The sequence below is a fragment of the Streptomyces sp. NPDC002156 genome (assembly GCF_053593675.1).
The window spans coordinates 35,977-51,441 of the sequence record NZ_JBSFDA010000027.1; the positions used below are offsets into that span (position 1 = coordinate 35,977).

Annotated in this window: 14 protein-coding genes; 8 read left to right on the plus strand and 6 right to left on the minus strand. The window is 71.9% G+C overall.

What is annotated here, in order from left to right:
• Positions 1-134 precede the first annotated feature (134 nt).
• Positions 135-962, plus strand: a complete 828-nt coding sequence (locus ACWCRB_RS14405) for an NPP1 family protein (RefSeq protein WP_450996327.1) — start codon at positions 135-137, stop codon at positions 960-962.
• Between the two features lie 113 nt (positions 963-1,075).
• Here ACWCRB_RS14405 and ACWCRB_RS14410 read toward each other — a convergent pair whose 3' ends face one another.
• A complete protein-coding gene (locus ACWCRB_RS14410; protein ID WP_450996328.1) occupies positions 1,076-1,870 on the minus strand; it encodes a membrane protein in 795 nt (264 codons plus the stop codon).
• A 233-nt stretch (positions 1,871-2,103) separates the two neighbouring features.
• Here ACWCRB_RS14410 and ACWCRB_RS14415 point away from each other — a divergent pair, with 233 nt between their 5' ends.
• Positions 2,104-3,360 (plus strand): amidohydrolase, encoded by a 1,257-nt coding sequence (locus tag ACWCRB_RS14415; protein WP_450996329.1) that lies wholly within the window; start codon positions 2,104-2,106, stop codon positions 3,358-3,360.
• On the opposite strand, the gene ACWCRB_RS14420 is transcribed toward ACWCRB_RS14415, so the two are convergent.
• A complete protein-coding gene (locus ACWCRB_RS14420) occupies positions 3,357-5,003 on the minus strand; it encodes a hypothetical protein (protein WP_450996330.1) in 1,647 nt (548 codons plus the stop codon). The genes ACWCRB_RS14415 and ACWCRB_RS14420 overlap by 4 nt on opposite strands.
• A gap of 95 nt (positions 5,004-5,098) precedes the next feature.
• A complete protein-coding gene (locus tag ACWCRB_RS14425; RefSeq protein WP_450996331.1) occupies positions 5,099-6,310 on the minus strand; it encodes a PP2C family protein-serine/threonine phosphatase in 1,212 nt (403 codons plus the stop codon).
• 99 nt (positions 6,311-6,409) lie between these two features.
• On the opposite strand from ACWCRB_RS14425, the gene ACWCRB_RS14430 reads away from it, so the two are divergent.
• A complete protein-coding gene (locus ACWCRB_RS14430) occupies positions 6,410-6,823 on the plus strand; it encodes a hypothetical protein (protein ID WP_450996332.1) in 414 nt (137 codons plus the stop codon).
• Between the two features lie 48 nt (positions 6,824-6,871).
• Here ACWCRB_RS14430 and ACWCRB_RS14435 read toward each other — a convergent pair whose 3' ends face one another.
• A complete protein-coding gene (locus ACWCRB_RS14435; protein WP_450996333.1) occupies positions 6,872-7,303 on the minus strand; it encodes an SH3 domain-containing protein in 432 nt (143 codons plus the stop codon).
• Positions 7,304-7,458: 155 nt separating this feature from the next.
• Between ACWCRB_RS14435 and ACWCRB_RS14440 the strand changes: the two genes are divergently transcribed.
• The gene (locus ACWCRB_RS14440) at positions 7,459-8,400 is read left to right on the plus strand and encodes a hypothetical protein (protein WP_450996334.1); all 942 of its coding nucleotides are present in this window, start codon (positions 7,459-7,461) and stop codon (positions 8,398-8,400) included.
• Here ACWCRB_RS14440 and ACWCRB_RS14445 read toward each other — a convergent pair.
• Positions 8,306-9,664, minus strand: a complete 1,359-nt coding sequence (locus ACWCRB_RS14445; protein ID WP_450996335.1) for an aminotransferase-like domain-containing protein — start codon at positions 9,662-9,664, stop codon at positions 8,306-8,308. The two genes, ACWCRB_RS14440 and ACWCRB_RS14445, sit on opposite strands and share 95 nt — an antisense overlap.
• Before the next feature lie 101 nt (positions 9,665-9,765).
• Here ACWCRB_RS14445 and ACWCRB_RS14450 point away from each other — a divergent pair, with 101 nt between their 5' ends.
• The 3 genes from ACWCRB_RS14450 to ACWCRB_RS14460 are packed head-to-tail and all read left to right on the plus strand — an operon-like array spanning position 9,766 to position 13,531.
• A complete protein-coding gene (locus ACWCRB_RS14450) occupies positions 9,766-10,548 on the plus strand; it encodes an alpha/beta fold hydrolase (RefSeq protein WP_450996336.1) in 783 nt (260 codons plus the stop codon).
• Positions 10,549-10,576: 28 nt separating this feature from the next.
• Positions 10,577-11,554 (plus strand): endonuclease/exonuclease/phosphatase family protein, encoded by a 978-nt coding sequence (locus ACWCRB_RS14455; protein ID WP_450996337.1) that lies wholly within the window; start codon positions 10,577-10,579, stop codon positions 11,552-11,554.
• Between the two features lie 30 nt (positions 11,555-11,584).
• The gene (locus ACWCRB_RS14460) at positions 11,585-13,531 is read left to right on the plus strand and encodes an FUSC family protein (RefSeq protein ID WP_450996338.1); all 1,947 of its coding nucleotides are present in this window, start codon (positions 11,585-11,587) and stop codon (positions 13,529-13,531) included.
• Between the two features lie 102 nt (positions 13,532-13,633).
• On the opposite strand, the gene snpA is transcribed toward ACWCRB_RS14460, so the two are convergent.
• Positions 13,634-14,269, minus strand: coding sequence for a snapalysin (gene snpA / locus ACWCRB_RS14465; RefSeq protein ID WP_450996339.1), 636 nt, complete (start codon positions 14,267-14,269; stop codon positions 13,634-13,636).
• A 250-nt stretch (positions 14,270-14,519) separates the two neighbouring features.
• Between snpA and ACWCRB_RS14470 the strand changes: the two genes are divergently transcribed.
• Positions 14,520-15,464, plus strand: coding sequence for a LysR family transcriptional regulator (locus ACWCRB_RS14470; RefSeq protein WP_450996340.1), 945 nt, complete (start codon positions 14,520-14,522; stop codon positions 15,462-15,464).
• Position 15,465: the final 1 nt, after the last annotated feature.

Below are 15,465 nucleotides of genomic sequence, written 5' to 3' on the forward strand. Positions count from 1 at the left end.
AAAGCGGCGCCGAACAACGTGGTGTGGAGCGTCGGGAATTGATTGACGTGATGAAAAGGGGTGCCGGTCAACTCCGCGCTTGCCAGTCTCGGTTCAGCACCGCCCCCCGCACCGAGCAAGTGGAGAGCACCCGCATGTCTCAGGCAGTCAAGGCAGTCCAGGCAGTCAAGAACCGCAAGAAGTCCCGCTTCGCGAGGGCCGCGCTCGTCGCCCTCAGCGCCACCGGCCTGACCGTCGGACTCACGGGCAGCGCCAACGCCGCCGTCCTGAACCCGCTGCCGTGGAACGCGAGCACCTTCCAGAACAAGTACATGCCGCTCTTCGACTACGACTCGGACAGCTGCTTCCCCGTCGCGGCGGTCGACGCGAGCGGCAAGCTCAACGGCGGCCTCGACAACACCGGGACGATCACCGGCGGCTGCCGCCACCCCGGCAAGGCCAACACGTACTCGCAGGGCTGGTGCAAGAACGGCTGGTGCGCGTACGTCTACGCGCTCTACTTCGAGAAGGACCAGACGCTGAACGGCGCCGACGCCTTCGGCCACCGCCACGACTGGGAGTCCGTCGTGGTCTTCCAGAAGCAGGGCGAGGAGAGCCCCCGCTTCCTGTCCGCCTCCCGGCACGGCGGCTACAGCACCCACCCGATCAACGAGGTGCCGATGGGCCGGGTGAACGGCGAGCAGAACTTCAACCGCGTCGAGATCGTCTACCACAAGGACGGCGCGAGCACCCACGCCTTCCGCTTCGCCAAGTGGGGCGAGAGCCCGGTGGTCTGGGGCAACGGCACCTGGGACCGCCCGGCCCTGGTGACCATGGAGAACATGGCCGACGCGCCGCGCAACGCCCTGTGGAACTCCAAGTGGGGCAAGGCCAACTTCCCGCTGACCGGCAACCTCCAGGCCAACATCAACAAGGCCCGCGAGGCCGACAGCCGGGCCAAGTCCGCGATCCCGGCGTTCTGACCCCCCGGGTCAGCGACACCGGGTTCGTGACGCCCGGCCCCGCATGAACGGCCGCCGGTGGGACATCAACTCCCCCTCCGTCCCACCGGCGGCACCCGTCATGACCGTATGGATCACATGTCGGTCGTACGCGGCAGGTCTGTCCGCTCCCGCACCGGCTGGTTGGCGAGGGCGTCCGCACGCCCCGCCTGATAGGCGCTGACGCTCCCCTTGGCGGTCACGGTCTCGCGCTCGACCGTCGTCAGCATCCGCTCCCAGCGCTGGCGCATCGGCTCGATCATGCCGCCGCCGAGCCCGACGATCAGGATGCCGGCGACCGTGGCGAGAGCGGCGTACAGCACCGGCCGGGTGACATCGGTGGCGATGCCCGCCTGGCCGAGGGCGGCGATGACGCCCAGCGCCACGATGCAGCCCCAGACGACGGCGGCGACCGTACGGCCGTACGACACGGACGAGAGCGCGCCGGCGACGATCCCGCGCACGGCGTTCGCGATGGCCATCGCCACGACGATGAGGACGACCGCGACGATGGCGCGCGGCAGCCAGGCCACGATGCCGTTGATCATCGTGCTGACCGGGTTGGCGCCGAAGACGCCGAGGGCGAGCTGAAGCGTGATCAGCATCAGGGCGTAGTAGACGATCCGGCAGACGATGCCGGTCATGTCGTACGCGGAGTCCCGCAACAACCGTGCCGTACCGGCCCGTTCGGACAGCCGCTCGGAGCCGACCTTGCGCAGGACGCGGTCGAGCACACGGGCGATCAGCTTCGACACGAACCAGCCGATGACGAGGATGACGAGGAAGCCGATGAGCTTCGGCACGAACTGGGCGATCTTCGACCAGGCGTCGTCGAGGCCTTGGGTGAAGTCGACGGCGAGCGTGGTGCTGGTACTGCTGCTGGTGACCATGGGGTGGTCTTCCTTCGTTAGGTGATGTGCGCTCCGCGGGATGCGTCGTGTTCTGTCTGCAGCCCGGTGGGGGCTGGTCGCGCCCACGGGGCGGAGCCGCAAATGTCACAGCCCCGCGCCCCTGAGGGGCACGGGGCTCTCCTCGTGGATATCAGCGGGGGCGGGGGACGGCCGGGGGTGCGCGGCCGAACGAGTGAACCTGGATCTGCACATCCGGGGAATACGCTGCCTCCGTGACGACGACTCCCTCGCCCGCAGCCCGCACAGCGCTCGACCTGACCGCCGAACTCCCGGTCCAGGCGCTGGAGGACATGTACCGCGACCTGCACCGCCACCCGGAACTGTCCCTGGCGGAACACCGCACGGCGGGGCTGCTGGCGGAGAGCCTGCGGAAGTCCGGGTACGAGACGACGGAGGGCGTGGGCGGCACGGGCGTCGTGGGCGTCCTGCGCAACGGCGACGGCCCGACGGTCCTGCTCCGCGCCGACATGGACGCGCTCCCGGTGCACGAGGAGACGGCCCTGCCGTACGCCTCCACGGTCCCCGGCGTGATGCACGCCTGCGGCCACGACCTGCACGTGACATGGCTGGCGGGAGCAGCCCAAGCCCTCGCGGCGGGCCGGGACACCTGGCAAGGCACCCTCATCCTGGTCGGCCAGCCGGCGGAGGAGACGGGCGAGGGCGCGCGGGCGATGCTGGCGGACGGCCTGTACGAGCGTTTCCCGCGCCCGGACGCCCTGCTGTCGCAGCACGCGGCACCGGGCCCGGCGGGCCTGTACCCGCACGTGCCGGGCCTGATCATGTCGGCGTCGACGGACGTGGACATCGTGGTGCACGGCCGAGGCGGCCACGGCTCCCGCCCGGAAACGACGATCGACCCGGTGGTGACGGCGGCGTACATCGTCACGCGCCTCCAGACAGTCGTCTCGCGCGAGGTGGCGGCGCGTGACTCGGCGGTCCTGACAGTCGGCGTGATCGAGGCGGGCACCCGCCACAACATCATCCCGACCACAGCCCGTATCGCCCTGAACCTGCGCACCCAGTCGAACGACGTACGGGACCGCATGCTGGCCGCGATCAGGCGCATCGCCCAGGGCGAGTGCCTGGCGGCGGGCTGCCCGACCGAGCCGGAGATCCGGGTCGGCGCGACGTTCCCGGTCACGGTGAACAACGCCACGCTCGACGAACAGGTGGCGGAGACCCACCGCGAGGTCTTCGGCACGGGCACGGTCTTCGACCCCGGCCCGGCGATGGGCAGCGAGGACTTCGCCCACCTGGCGGTGGACCAACTCCCGTACAGCTACTGGTTCGTGACGACCACACCGGCGGAGGCGTGGAACGCGGCAGAGGGGAGCGGCGACCTGATGACACAGCTCGCGGCGGTCCCGAGCAACCACAGCCCACTGTTCGCCCCGGACCTGTCGACGGTGGCGCCGGGGGTACGGACGCTGGTGTCGGGGGCGCTGACGGTACTGACGGTGGTGCCCTAACCGGGCACGCGCTGGGCCGACCCCAGCTTCTCCAGCTGCCGCTCGGCATGCCGTACCGCACCCTCGCGCCGCCCCGGCACGCGGCGCCTCAACTCGACGACCACGGGTCCGAGTTCACGCGCGTCGGCGCTCTCGCCGAGGCTCGTCCACTGGTGGTGCGCCCGGTCGACAGCCGCCTCGACGGCGGGTGCATCTGGCGCCTGCCCAGCACTGAGCCGAGTCCCGGCAACGGCCAACCAAGCCCGGCAACTCCGAGCCGGATCCCCCGCGAACATGGCGAGATCGGCCCGGACCTCGGTCCAGTGCAGCGCGTCTTCGGAGGCGGCACCGTGAGCCAGGTAGGCGGCCTGCTCCCACTGAGCGGCAAGCACATCGGCGTCGCCGTGACGACCGGCTTGAACGGCGGAGGTGATGAAGGTGTGGGGGTCGCTGTCGGGCCCGGGCGGGGCGTTGCGGCTCTGGCCCGGTACGTTTTCGGCTCGGTCCGGTACGTTCTCGGCTCGGCCCGGCGCCTTGTCGCCACGGTCCGCTGCGGCTTCGCCCCGGCCCGGCACCTGGTCGCCTCGGCCAGCTGCCGTTCCTGCTCCGGCCAGCACCTTCAGTCCGTGCGGCACCTCTTCGGCTCCGCCGAGAACCATTTCAGCTCCGGCCGGTGCCTGGTCTCCCCGGCTCGGTGCCTTCTCGGCTCCGGCCAGCACATCCAGCCCGCCCGGCACCCCATCGGCTCCGGTGAGCACCTTCAGTACGTCCGGGACCTCATCGGCGCCGGTGGGCGTCTTCTCGGCACCGGCCAGTACCTTCAGCCCGGGCGGTGCCTCAGCAGCTCCGCCGGGTGCCCCTTCAGCTCCGGCCCGCCTCTCCAGCCCGTCCGGCGTTTGAGGACGAGCGCGTTCAGCGCGTTCTGGGGGTCTGGGGGCGGAGCCCCCAGGTACGGATGGGACGGGTAGGGGCGGCGGGGGCGAAACAACCCCGGCGTTCACCCCCGCGTCCCACGCCAGCACCACATCCCCAAGAGCCGCCCCCTCCGACGACAACCGCCCCAGCACCGCCTGATGCAACTGCCCCGCATCCGGCCGATACCCGCTCCGCAGAATCGTCGCGACCGTCCGCATGTACGCCGGCACAGCCACCACCCGCCGCCCCGGCGGCGGAGCCACCCGCCCGTACACACTCACGCCCCGCCCCACCTCGAACGGCCGCCCAGTGACGTACTGCCACGCGGCGGCATCGGCATGCAGGTCGAGGAAGAGCGTCGTCGTGCCCGGGGCGCGCAGCCGCAGCTCCTCCCCGATCCAGTGCCACGGAAACCCGGTGTAGCGAACCGTCGCAGGCGTCGTACGCGCCAGCGCGAGATGCGGAAGGTGCTGCTTACGGTCCAGTTGGAGCTGGCCGGTGAGGTAGATGGTGAGGGGACCAGGGGCCACCGCAGCCGCCCGCAGCCGGGTCAGGACGGCCTGCGGCTCCAGCGGGTCGGCGAGTTCGACGACGTTCGCGGTGTCGGTGCCGGACAGCACGGCGGGGGAGACGGCGGCGAGAACCGGCAGCACGGACGCCGCGTCCACGAGACAGCCCTTGCCCATGGGCGAGGCGGCGAGCAGAAAAGCGGTTCCGGTGGTTCCGGTGGTTCCTGTGGTTCCAGCCATGAGCCCGTCCCTCCCCTCACTTCCCTCACGACAGTCACGTACCTAAGCAGCACCGTAACCGGTGCGACTGCGAAGGGGGATTGCCGGGAGGGCTATCACCCTCTTTGGTCGGCTTGTACGTCGGCCTGTACGACCCGCACCGCGAACACCGTGGTGTCGTCGGCGAGATGACCACCGCAGTGCCGCAGCGTGCCGTCCCGTACGAACGCCACCAGGCGCGGCGGCTCGGCGGTGCGCGGATCCTCGGCGACGGCCTCGGTGACGCGTTCGCGCAGCGGGAAGAAGACCCCGTCGGCGTCCCGTGCCTCGGTGACCCCGTCGGTGACGAGGAGCAGGGTCTCCCCGGCGGCCAGCGGCACCCGTGCCACGGACGGCAGCGCGTCGCCGCCGAGCGTCAACTCGCTGAGCCCGAGCGGGAGTCCGTCCCCCGGCGGCAGACTCCGTACCCCGTCGGGGGACACGATCAGGGAGGGCTCGTGCCCGAAGTTGACGACCTCGACGACGAGTTCGGCCGTTGCCTCCGTTGCCTCCGTTGCCTCCTCGGGGAAGCCGATGAGCACGGCCGTCGCGAAGCGGTCCCCCTCGTCACGGCCGACGGCCGCCCGGTAGCGGACGTGCCGCAGCATCCGTACCTCCAGCCGTTCCGCGACTGTCGCGAGCGCCGGTTCGTGGTACCCGGCCTCCCGGAACGTGCCGAGGAGAGCGGCCGCCGCCTCGACCGCGCCGAGCCCCTTGCCCTGGACGTCACCGATGAGGACCCGGGTGCCGTGCGGGCCGGGCTGGATGTCGTAGAAGTCGCCGCCGACCCGGGCGACGGCGTCGGCGGCGAGATAGACCGCCGCGTGGTCGAGGCCGCCCCAGCCCGGGGGCAGCGGGCGCAGCACCGTACGGCGGGTGGTCTCGGCGACGTCCCGCATGTGCAGCATGCGCCGCTGACCGCGCACCCGGACCGCGCAGGCGAGGACGGCCAGGACCCCGCCCAGGGCGACGAGGATGAAGTCGGGCAGCCCGGTCTGGTACTGGTGCGGCCAGGCGCCGTCGACGAAGACGTAGGTGGCGAGGGAGAGGGCCGCGAAGACGGACGTGCCGATCACTCCGCACAGCGCGGCGGCGATCCCGGGCACCAGCACGATCCAGGAGATGATCCGGAACTCGCCGGTGGTGTTCCAGTCGAGGACCGCGATCCCGATGAGCAGCACCAGCGGCGGCAGCCAGCCGAGGCCGCGCCCGGCGGGGACGGGCGGGAGGGCGGGCCCCTCGTCCGTGCCCACCCTGCCCACCGGGCCCGCCCGGCCCACCGGCTTCATGGAACCCAGCGAAACACGGCCGCCTCCCCCTGTCGACTTGCCAGCGGCCTTTCACAGGTGTGCTCTGGAGGGCGGGGGCGAGAAGAGAGGAGCACTCTCATGGCTCACGCGACGCCCGGTTACCCGGACATCTTCAGCGCCCGGACCCACCAGGCCGTGAACCGGACGCTGCCCGTCCTGCTCGGGCTGGTCTACGGCTTCTGGGCCGCGGCCAACCGGCGCGACGGCGGCCCGATCACCGGCTGGAACGTCCTCTTCGGCTTTGTGACCGCGTTGGCGTTCGTGGTGGCCTTCATCGGCGTACGAGCGCTGGCACCGCGCCTGAAGCGGGAGCTGCACGCGGTGACGTGGGCCTCGTTCGCCGGGGTCGCGTTCGGGTTCCTGTACAGCCAGACCGGGGCGAGTGTGCTGCGGTCGACGGGGAACGCGCTGATGGTGGCCGGGTTCGTCCTCGCGGTGCTGTTCTACCGCTACTACACGCACGAGGACGCGGCCGGTCACAAGGTGGAATGAGCAACCAGTTCCAAGCCTCAGCCGAGAACCAGTTCCAAGCCTCAAGCCTCAGCCGAAGGTGACGTTCCAGCTGAAGCTCCACGTCCCGGAGAAGCTCCACTGGCCGTCGTCGTCCTTCCACTCGGGGCACGGGTCGGTGCAACTGGGCACCGACCTGCCTCCGGTGTCGATGAAGGCGGCGCTGGCCCAGGCGTTGACGCCGGGCAGCCAGTACCAGTGCGGGTCGCCGCGCACGGTCTGTCCGACGACCGAGCACTCGACGTGGCCGTGGCTGCCGGGTGAGAGCTGCCCGACGACGGCCGAGTCGGTGGTCGGCTGCTTCCGCAGGTTCAGGTCACCGGCGGAGACGACGGTGCCCCGGATTCGGGAGCCGTCCGCACCGGCCGGCGTGGCCGCCATCGCCGTACCGACCGGCACAGCCAGGATTCCGCCGGTGAACAGGGCCGCGGTCAGAGTCCGCAAGGCCGGGGTGGTGCGCATGGTCCGCCTCCTTCTTCCCCTCCTTCGCCCCAAAACCAGGAAACACCCGTTCGGGTGAACGCTCCACCGGAGGCTCCACCGCAGAGGCTTGTCCCGCACGCCCATATGCAGTCAACCGGCTCGCGCTTCCCGCCCCCGGGCCCTTGCCTGGGGGAGTGCCTCACCGTCTCCGGAGCGCCCTGTCGGCCGCCCTCACCGCCCTCGCGTGCCTGCTGCTGCCCTTCGGCGCGCTCTCGGCCTGGGCGGCGTACGGGCTCGCCGACACCGGCCGGTACGTCACCATGATGGCGCCGCTCGCCGAGAACCCGGACGTCCAGGACGCCATCGCGGACAACCTCGGCGCCGGGATCGTGCACGCGATCGACGTCGGCCCCTTCGATGTCGGCGCCAACCACTTCGTGCAGGACGCGGTGCACTCGTTCACCCGCACCGAGGCCTTCCGTGCGGCCTGGGACACGGCCAACCGCGCCACCCACGAGGCCGTCCTGCACGCCCTGCGCGACGACGACCCCAGCACACAAAGCCCCTATGGCAGTTACGGCGGCGAGGGCGCCGTCACCATCGACCTCGCGCCGGTCACCGCCCAGGTCAAGCGCCAACTCACCGACGACCACGTGCCGTTGGCGAGCCACATCCCCATCGCGCACACCGAGGTCGCGGTGCTGCCCGCCCAGGATCTCGTACCGCTCCGGAAGGGTTTTCGCGTGCTCGAAGTCGCCGGTTTCTGGCTTCCGGTGACGGCCGGCGTCCTCGCCGTCACCGGTATCGCACTCGCCGTCCGGCGCCGCCGTGCGATCACGGCGACCGCCCTCGGTACGGCGCTGGGCGGGGCGCTGCTCGGCGTCGCGCTCGTGATCGTCCGCCGTCTCACCCTCTCCGACCTGCCGCCGGGCGTCTCCGCACCGGCCGCCGGCGCCGTCTACGACGCCCTGACGGCCACCCTCCGCACGGTCTCCTGGCTGCTCCTCGCCCTCGGTCTCGCCGTCGCCCTCAGCATGTGGGTCACCGACCGGTACGGCCGCGCCGGGCGACTGCGGCGAGCGTCCGCAACGCCCGCGCCAGCTCCGGTTCCGGAGCCGACGCGAGTCCGAGCCTGACGGCGTCCGGCGCCCGCTGCGGCCCCACGGCGAAGGCGCCCCCGGGCGTGACGGCGATCCCGTGCGCCGCGACGGCGGCCGTGAAGGTGTCCGCCCGCCAGGACGCGGGCAACTCCCACCAGGCGTAGTAGGCGTACGGATCGGACCGCACGGCGCCCCCGAACTCCGCCAACTCCCGTGCCAGCAGCCGCTGTCGACGCGCCGCGTCCACCCGCTTGGCGGCCACGAGCCGCGCGACGGTCCCGTCCTCGACCCACCGCACACCCGCCTCCAGCGCGAACCGCCCCGCACTCCACCCACCCGACCGCACGGCCGCCCCGACGGCTTCCGCCCGGGCCGGCGGTACGACGAGAAAGCCCACGGTGAGCCCGGGCGCGACCCGCTTGGACAACCCGTCGACGACATGGGCGAGTTCGGGTATGTGAGCGGCGAGAGGCTCCCCCACATCCCTGTCGGTGAGGAACGACCAGATCCGGTCCTCCACCACCGGCACCACCAACTCCCGCACCACCCGCGCGAGTTCACGCCTCCTCCCCTCGCCCATGGTCACCGACGTCGGGTTGTGCAGCGTCGGCTGGACGTACAGCGCGGACAGGGGAGCGCTGCGGTGGGCGGCGGCGAGGGCGTCGGGGCGCACGCCGTCCTGGTCCATGGCCAGCGGCACCAGGACGATGCCCAGCCGGGCGGCGATCTCCTTGACCAGCGGATACGTCAGCGCCTCGACGCCGACCCGGCCGCCCGGCCGGACCAGGGAGGCGAGGGTGGCGGCGATCGCCTGCCGGGCGTTGCCCGCGAAGAGGACGCCGTCGGGGTCGGGCCGCCAGCCCGGGGTGGCGAGGAGCCTGGCGACCGCCGCCCGGGCCTCGGGGGTGCCGTCGGCGGGCGCCGGGCGCAGCGCCTCCGTCAGCACATCGGGCCGCAGGAGAGGCGCGAGCGCCGGGGCGAGCAGCTCCGACTGGCCTGGCGCGGAAGGGTAGTTCAGCTCCATGTTGACCCTCGGGGCCAAGGCGGCGGCCACCGGCTCGGCGAGCGCGCGCCCGTTCGGCGCGGGTGGCGCGGCCCGGACGAACGTGCCGCGTCCGACCTCGCCGACGACCAGTCCACGCCGTACGAGTTCGCCGTACACCCGCCCGGCCGTCGACCCGGCGATCCCGCGCCGCCGCGCGAACGCCCGCTGCGGAGGCAGCCGTTCGCCCGGCCGGAGGCGTCCGCTGGCGATGTCGTCGGCTATGCGGTCGGCGAGACGCCGGTAGTCGTCGTCCATCAAGTACCCCCGTACAGAAGCGAATTGCCGTCCCGGCCGGATTGCACCGAGAGCAAAGATCTTATTGCACCGAGGAGTTGGGGCGATCTAGGGTTGTCCACATGGCTCCCCTTACCCCGAATACACCCTTTATTCCCCTTGCCCCTCTTGTTCTGATTCATGGCCACCCGTTCGACCACACCATGTGGACCCAGCAGATCGAGGAGTTCTCGGCCACCCGCCAGGTCATCGCCCCCGATCTGCGCGGTTACGGCACCTCCCCGCTCGCCCCCGACGCCGTCACCCCGCTCTCGCGGTTCGCGCAGGACATCGAGGCGCTGCTCGACGAGGCGAAGGTCGAGTCGTGTGTGCTCGGCGGGCTGTCGATGGGCGGCCAGATCGTCATGGAGTGCTGTGCCCGGTTCCCGGAGCGCGTCCGGGGTGTGGTCCTGGCCGACACCTTCCCCGCACCCGAGACCCCGGAGGGGCACGTGGCCCGCAACGCGATGGCGGACCGGCTGCTCGGCGAGGGCATGGGCGGGTACTCCGACGAGGTGCTGGAGAAGATGGTGGCGCCGTACGCCGACGCGGGTGTCAAGGCCCACGTCCGCCGCATGATGACGGCCACGGACCCCCGGGGCGCGGCGGCGGCACTCCGGGGCCGGGCCCTGCGCCCCGACTACCGCCCCCTGCTGACCCGGCTCACCGTCCCGGCCCTGGTCGTCGTGGGCGCCGACGACGAGTTCACCCCGGTCGCCGACGCCGAGGCCATGCACGCGGCGCTCCCCGACTCCACCCTCCAGGTGATCGAACACGCGGCCCACATGCCCAACCTGGAACGTCCGACGGAGTTCAACAGGGCCCTCGCCGACTTCCTGGCGGCGCGCATCGACACGGCCCCCTGAGCCTCGCGGGCCCCCGTATCGTCGAGCCGTGGGACTACGGGGTGGCTGGGTGACGGCGGCGGTCCGGACTGTGGGCGCCGGGTTCGGTGCGGTCAGTGTCGTCGTCGTGTGCCGGGCCGTCGACGCCGATGCCGTGACCCCCGTACCGCAACTGCTCGCCTTCCTGCCCTGGCTGCTCGCCCCCACCGCCGCCGGCCTGCTCCTCGCGCTGTTCGCGCGCTGGCGGGCCGGGATGGTGTGGGGCGCGGTACTGCTGGCGGTCACCGGGTGGTTCACCCAGCCGTACGGGACGGGGAGCGAGCCCGGTGGGACGGTCGCCGCCGAGGTACGGGTGCTGACGGCCAACGTGGAGTTCGGGGAGGGCACCGGCGCGCTGATCCCGGTCGTGCGGCGGGAGCGGCCCGACCTCGTGTTCGTCGAGGAGTGCGAGTACCGCTGCGAGGACGCTCTCGCGACCGCCTTCGACAGTGTCTATCCCTACCGGGAGGCCGTCCCGGGGGCCGGTTCCGAGGGTTCCGTCATCCTCAGCCGCTTTCCGCTGGAGGGTACGGAGGGCATTCCGGGCAGCACGATGGGCATGCCCGGTGCGGTCGCCGAACTGGCCGGCGGTCACTCCGTACGGGTCCAGCTCGCCCACCCGATGCCGCCGATCCCCGGCCAAGTCGGCCTCTGGCGGAAGGAGTTGGGCGCCCTGCGCGACTTCGCCGCGGAGAACCCCTCCCGTACGCCCACCATCCTCGCGGGCGACTTCAACGCCTCCCAGGACCACGCCGCCTTCCGCCGTCTCCTCGACACGGGACTGCGTGACGCGGCCCGGCTGGCGGGGGCCGCCCGTACGCCGAGCTGGCCCGCCCGTACCGCGCCGACGGCCGGCGCGCAGATCGACCATGTGCTCGTCTCCGGGGAGTTCTCGGCGAGTGACGCCCGTTTTCTCGGCATCGCCGACAGCGATCACCGCGCGCTGGTCGTCGACCTGGCCCTCCACCAGCGCGAACGCGCCCGGTGAGAGTGGCGCCCCTGCGGCGATAATGGGGCCATGCCCCGCGAGTTCCCCATCGGCCTCACACCTCCCGACTGGCTGGTGCGGAACCTCAAGCCCCAGCCGGCCCCGCCCGTCAACCGCCCCGCCATGGCCCGCGCCGCCATCGCCATGTCGCTCCCCCTCGCCATCGGCCTCGCCACCGACCACCCCTCCTACGGCGCCCTCGCCTCCATGGGCGCCCTCTCGGGCGTCATCGGGGACACCGCCGACGCCTACCGGATGCGCATCCTCAACATCGCGATCCCCCAGTTCTTCGGCGCCCTCGGCGTCACCCTCGGCTCACTCGTCTACGGCCAGGGCTGGACCGCCGTCGTCGCCGTCACCTGCGTGGCCCTCGTCTCCGGGATGATCTCGACGATCGGCGCGGTGGCCTCCGTGTCCGGACTGCTGCTGCTCCTCAACTCCGTGATCGGGGCAGGCCTGCCGCTGCCGGGGGCGTGGTGGCTCGCGCCGGTACTGATGTCCGGCGGCGGCCTGCTGGTCCTGGCCCTCGCCCTGCTCGCCTGGCCGCTGCGGTCGGGGGTACCGGAGCGGGCGGCGGTCGCGCAGACCTACCGTACGGTCGCCGAACTGCTCGCCGCCTGCGCCACCGACGGCTACGAGGACGCCCGCCAGGCCGTCACCCAGTCCCTCAACCAGTCGTACGACCTCGTCCTCGCCCGGCGCGCCCGCCACCACGGCCGCAGCCCCGAACTCGTGCGGCTGCTCGCCCAGTTGAACGCGATCACCCCGGTCGTCGAAGCCGCCCCCGCCGCCCACCAGGCCGGCCGCCCACTGCCGCCCGAGGTCCCGGAGGCGGTCCGCCACCTCGCCGACGCCGTCGACACGGGCTACGGCGGCCCGATAGGGCAGAGCATCCCCGCCCCGACCGACCACACCGGCCGCGCGGTCGAACAGGCGCTGCGCCACGCGGCCGAGGTGGTCGGCAGCCGCTCCCCCGACCTGCGTGTCTCCGGGGTCGAGGACAGGCTAGGGCGACCGGGCGCCCTGCGCGCACGCGCCGCCGGCGCCGCCCGGGACGTCGTCCTGTCCGCCGACTCCTGGCGCTACGGCGTACGTCTCGCGCTGTGCATCGGCCTGGCGCAGGTGCTGGTCTCGATCGTCCCGGTCCCGCGTTCGTACTGGGTCGCTCTCACGATCACCTTCGTCCTGAAGCCCGACTTCGGCTCCGTCTTCTCCCGGGCGCTGCTGCGCGCCCTGGGCACGGTCGCCGGGCTGGTCGTCGCGGCGGCGGTGCTCGTCCAGGTGCCGCGCGGCTGGTGGGACGTACCGGTGATCCTGCTCCTCGCCACGCTGATCCCGGCGTTCACCCCGCGCGGATACGGCTACCAGACGGCCGCCATCACCCCGGTGATCCTCCTGCTCTCCGACATCCTCAACCACCAGGGCACCGGCCTGCTGCTGCCCCGACTGCTCGACTCCCTCATGGGCTGCGGAATCGCCCTGGTCGCGGGCTATCTCCTCTGGCCGGAGAGCTGGCACACCCGCGTCGGCGACCGCCTCGCCGACGCGGTCGCGGACACGGCCCGCTATGTGGAATCGGCGTTCCGCCCGGACACCGAGGGTGCGGTCCGCGCCCGTATGCGGCGCCGCCTCTACCGCGATCTCTCCGTCGTCCGTACGGAGTTCCAGCGCGCCCTGACCGAACCGCCGCCCACCGGACGACGGGCGGCGGCCTGGTGGCCCCTGGTCGTCGCGGTGGAACGCATCGTCGACGCGACGACCGCGGCCCGGGTCCACATCAAGCAGGGCGCGAAGCCTCCGTCCGACGCCGAGATCGCGCAAGTCGCCGTACAGCTGCGGGAGTTGTCGGACGGACTGCGCCGCGTGGAGACCCTGTACGCGGTGCGTACGGACCTCAGCGGACCGGCGGACAGTGTGCTGGAGCCGCTGCGGCAGGAGGTGGCGGCGGCACGGGCGATCACGTCACCGCACGAGTAGGAGGAGGAAGGGGGGCGCGGGCCGTCCCTGTGCAGAGGGACGGCCCGCGCCTGTGGGGGGTGGGGGCTACTGGGGTGTTACGTGGGGTGTGCTGCTGGGGTGCTAGCGCAGGGCTGCGGCAAGCCCGTTGATCCACAGCTGGTTCACTCGGGCACGTTCGGCCGCGTTCGGGGTGGCGTTGGTGCAGGACGTGCCGGGACCGCCGCCCGACATCAACTCGCTGCACGGGCCGGAGTAGTGGTCGGGCAGACCGAGGACGTGGCCCGTCTCGTGGGCGGTGATACGGGTCGGGTCGTACTGCTCGCTCTGCGCGTAGTCGATGAAGATGTAGCCGCTGCCGTGACCGTCCGTCGAGGCGTACGAACCGTTCGAGCTGTTGCCCTCGCGGTAGGTGAAGTCGGCGGCGGCCGCGGTGCCCGACTGGAGCTTCACGTTCGTCACCGAGCTGTTCCAGATCGAGGTGGAGCGGGCTATCTCGGCGCTGAAGGAGGGCGCACGGGACGCGTTGTAGACGACGGTGACGGCAGCCGCCGAGCGCGGGTTGGCTGCGCGCTTCTCGGCGACGGACTTCAGTACGGCCTCGAAGAACGCCTTGTTCGCGGCGGCCTCCTCGGCCGACCCGGCGTACGAGGCCCGTACGGTGGGACTGGCCGTCGCGGGAACCGCCGTACCCAGCACGAGAGTTGCCAGGCTGAGACCTAACGCCGCCGCCACGACACCAGAGGTGGACTTGCGCATCGATGACTCCTTGAGTGGGGGGTGAGTCAGTCGTCGTATCGTGAGTGTCGGTCCCTGTACGGCGGCTGTGATGATGGCAAGTGGCGATAGCCCGCCCCTATCGCCGGCCTCGTACCTCTGTCGCCGGACGAGGTGTCGCGCCCCAAAGGGGCGCGGGGAACTGCGCGACCAGCCCCCACCGACCCGCACTCTGTGTACCGTCGGATGACATGGACACGAACATGCGCGCAACCCAGGCGGAGCCCCCCGCATGGAACTAGAGGTGAGACACCTACGGGCGCTCTGCGCCATAGCCGACACCGGCAGCCTGCACCGCGCCGCCCGCCAACTAGGCGTGGCCCAGCCCTCGTTGAGCACCCAGTTGCGCCGGATCGAACAAGAACTGGGCGGCGAGCTGTTCACCCGTACCCGGGCCGGCTGCCGTCCGACACCGCTCGGCCGGGTGGTCCTGAGCCGGGCCCGACCTCTGGTGGCTGAGATGCGCTCCCTCGTCACGGAGGCGAGGGCGGCAGCGGCAGAAGGCCCCCAACTACGCATAGGTTCGACGGCCAGTCGCGCCCTCTCCGGCTGGCTCCGCCGACTGCGCCAGCGCCAGCAGGAACCCACGCTCCGCATGGACGTCTCCGCGAACGCGCTGCTGCGCATGGTGGCCGACGGCCAGCTGGACGTGGCGTTCGTGCACGAGGTCGAGGGCTGCCCGCTCCGGGTCCCGGACGGCGTGTGCCTGCGCGTACTGGTCGACCGGGAACCCCAGTTCGTGTCCCTGCCCGCCGACCACCCGGCCACCGCGAGACCGGTCGTCCACCTCTCCGAGCTGGCCGGCGACCGCTGGATGGTGGACGAGACGGTCGACGGCGAGTTCGACGCCGTACTGCGCATGCTGCGCACCGCCGGCCTCAACCCCCGTGTCCTGCACGGCGATTACCACACCACGGCCTCGCTGGTGGCGACCGGCGAGGTCGTCACCGTCTGCCAGGCGACCTGCCTGCCACGCCCCGAGATGGCGGTACGCCGACTCCACGGCGACCCGCTCGGCGTACGGCTGCTACTGGCGGCCCGTACGGAGACGGACCTCGACGGAGTGCATCCGGCGCTGGCGGAGGCGTACGAGGAGGTGGCGCGGCAGGCACCGGCGTACCGGGAGTGGCTGGAACAGAGCGGTACGAAAACTCGCCCGGTCCCAGCCCTCCCCTAGA

Coding starts and splice junctions, on each gene's coding strand:
- ACWCRB_RS14405 (WP_450996327.1), top strand. CDS start 135: ATGTCTCAGGCAGTCAAGGCAGTCCAGGCAGTCAAGAACCGCAAGAAG.
- ACWCRB_RS14410 (WP_450996328.1), bottom strand. CDS start 1,870: ATGGTCACCAGCAGCAGTACCAGCACCACGCTCGCCGTCGACTTCACC.
- ACWCRB_RS14420 (WP_450996330.1), bottom strand. CDS start 5,003: ATGGCTGGAACCACAGGAACCACCGGAACCACCGGAACCGCTTTTCTG.
- ACWCRB_RS14425 (WP_450996331.1), bottom strand. CDS start 6,310: ATGAAGCCGGTGGGCCGGGCGGGCCCGGTGGGCAGGGTGGGCACGGAC.
- ACWCRB_RS14430 (WP_450996332.1), top strand. CDS start 6,410: ATGGCTCACGCGACGCCCGGTTACCCGGACATCTTCAGCGCCCGGACC.
- ACWCRB_RS14435 (WP_450996333.1), bottom strand. CDS start 7,303: ATGCGCACCACCCCGGCCTTGCGGACTCTGACCGCGGCCCTGTTCACC.
- ACWCRB_RS14445 (WP_450996335.1), bottom strand. CDS start 9,664: ATGGACGACGACTACCGGCGTCTCGCCGACCGCATAGCCGACGACATC.
- ACWCRB_RS14450 (WP_450996336.1), top strand. CDS start 9,766: ATGGCTCCCCTTACCCCGAATACACCCTTTATTCCCCTTGCCCCTCTT.
- ACWCRB_RS14460 (WP_450996338.1), top strand. CDS start 11,585: ATGCCCCGCGAGTTCCCCATCGGCCTCACACCTCCCGACTGGCTGGTG.
- snpA (WP_450996339.1), bottom strand. CDS start 14,269: ATGCGCAAGTCCACCTCTGGTGTCGTGGCGGCGGCGTTAGGTCTCAGC.
- ACWCRB_RS14470 (WP_450996340.1), top strand. CDS start 14,520: ATGGAACTAGAGGTGAGACACCTACGGGCGCTCTGCGCCATAGCCGAC.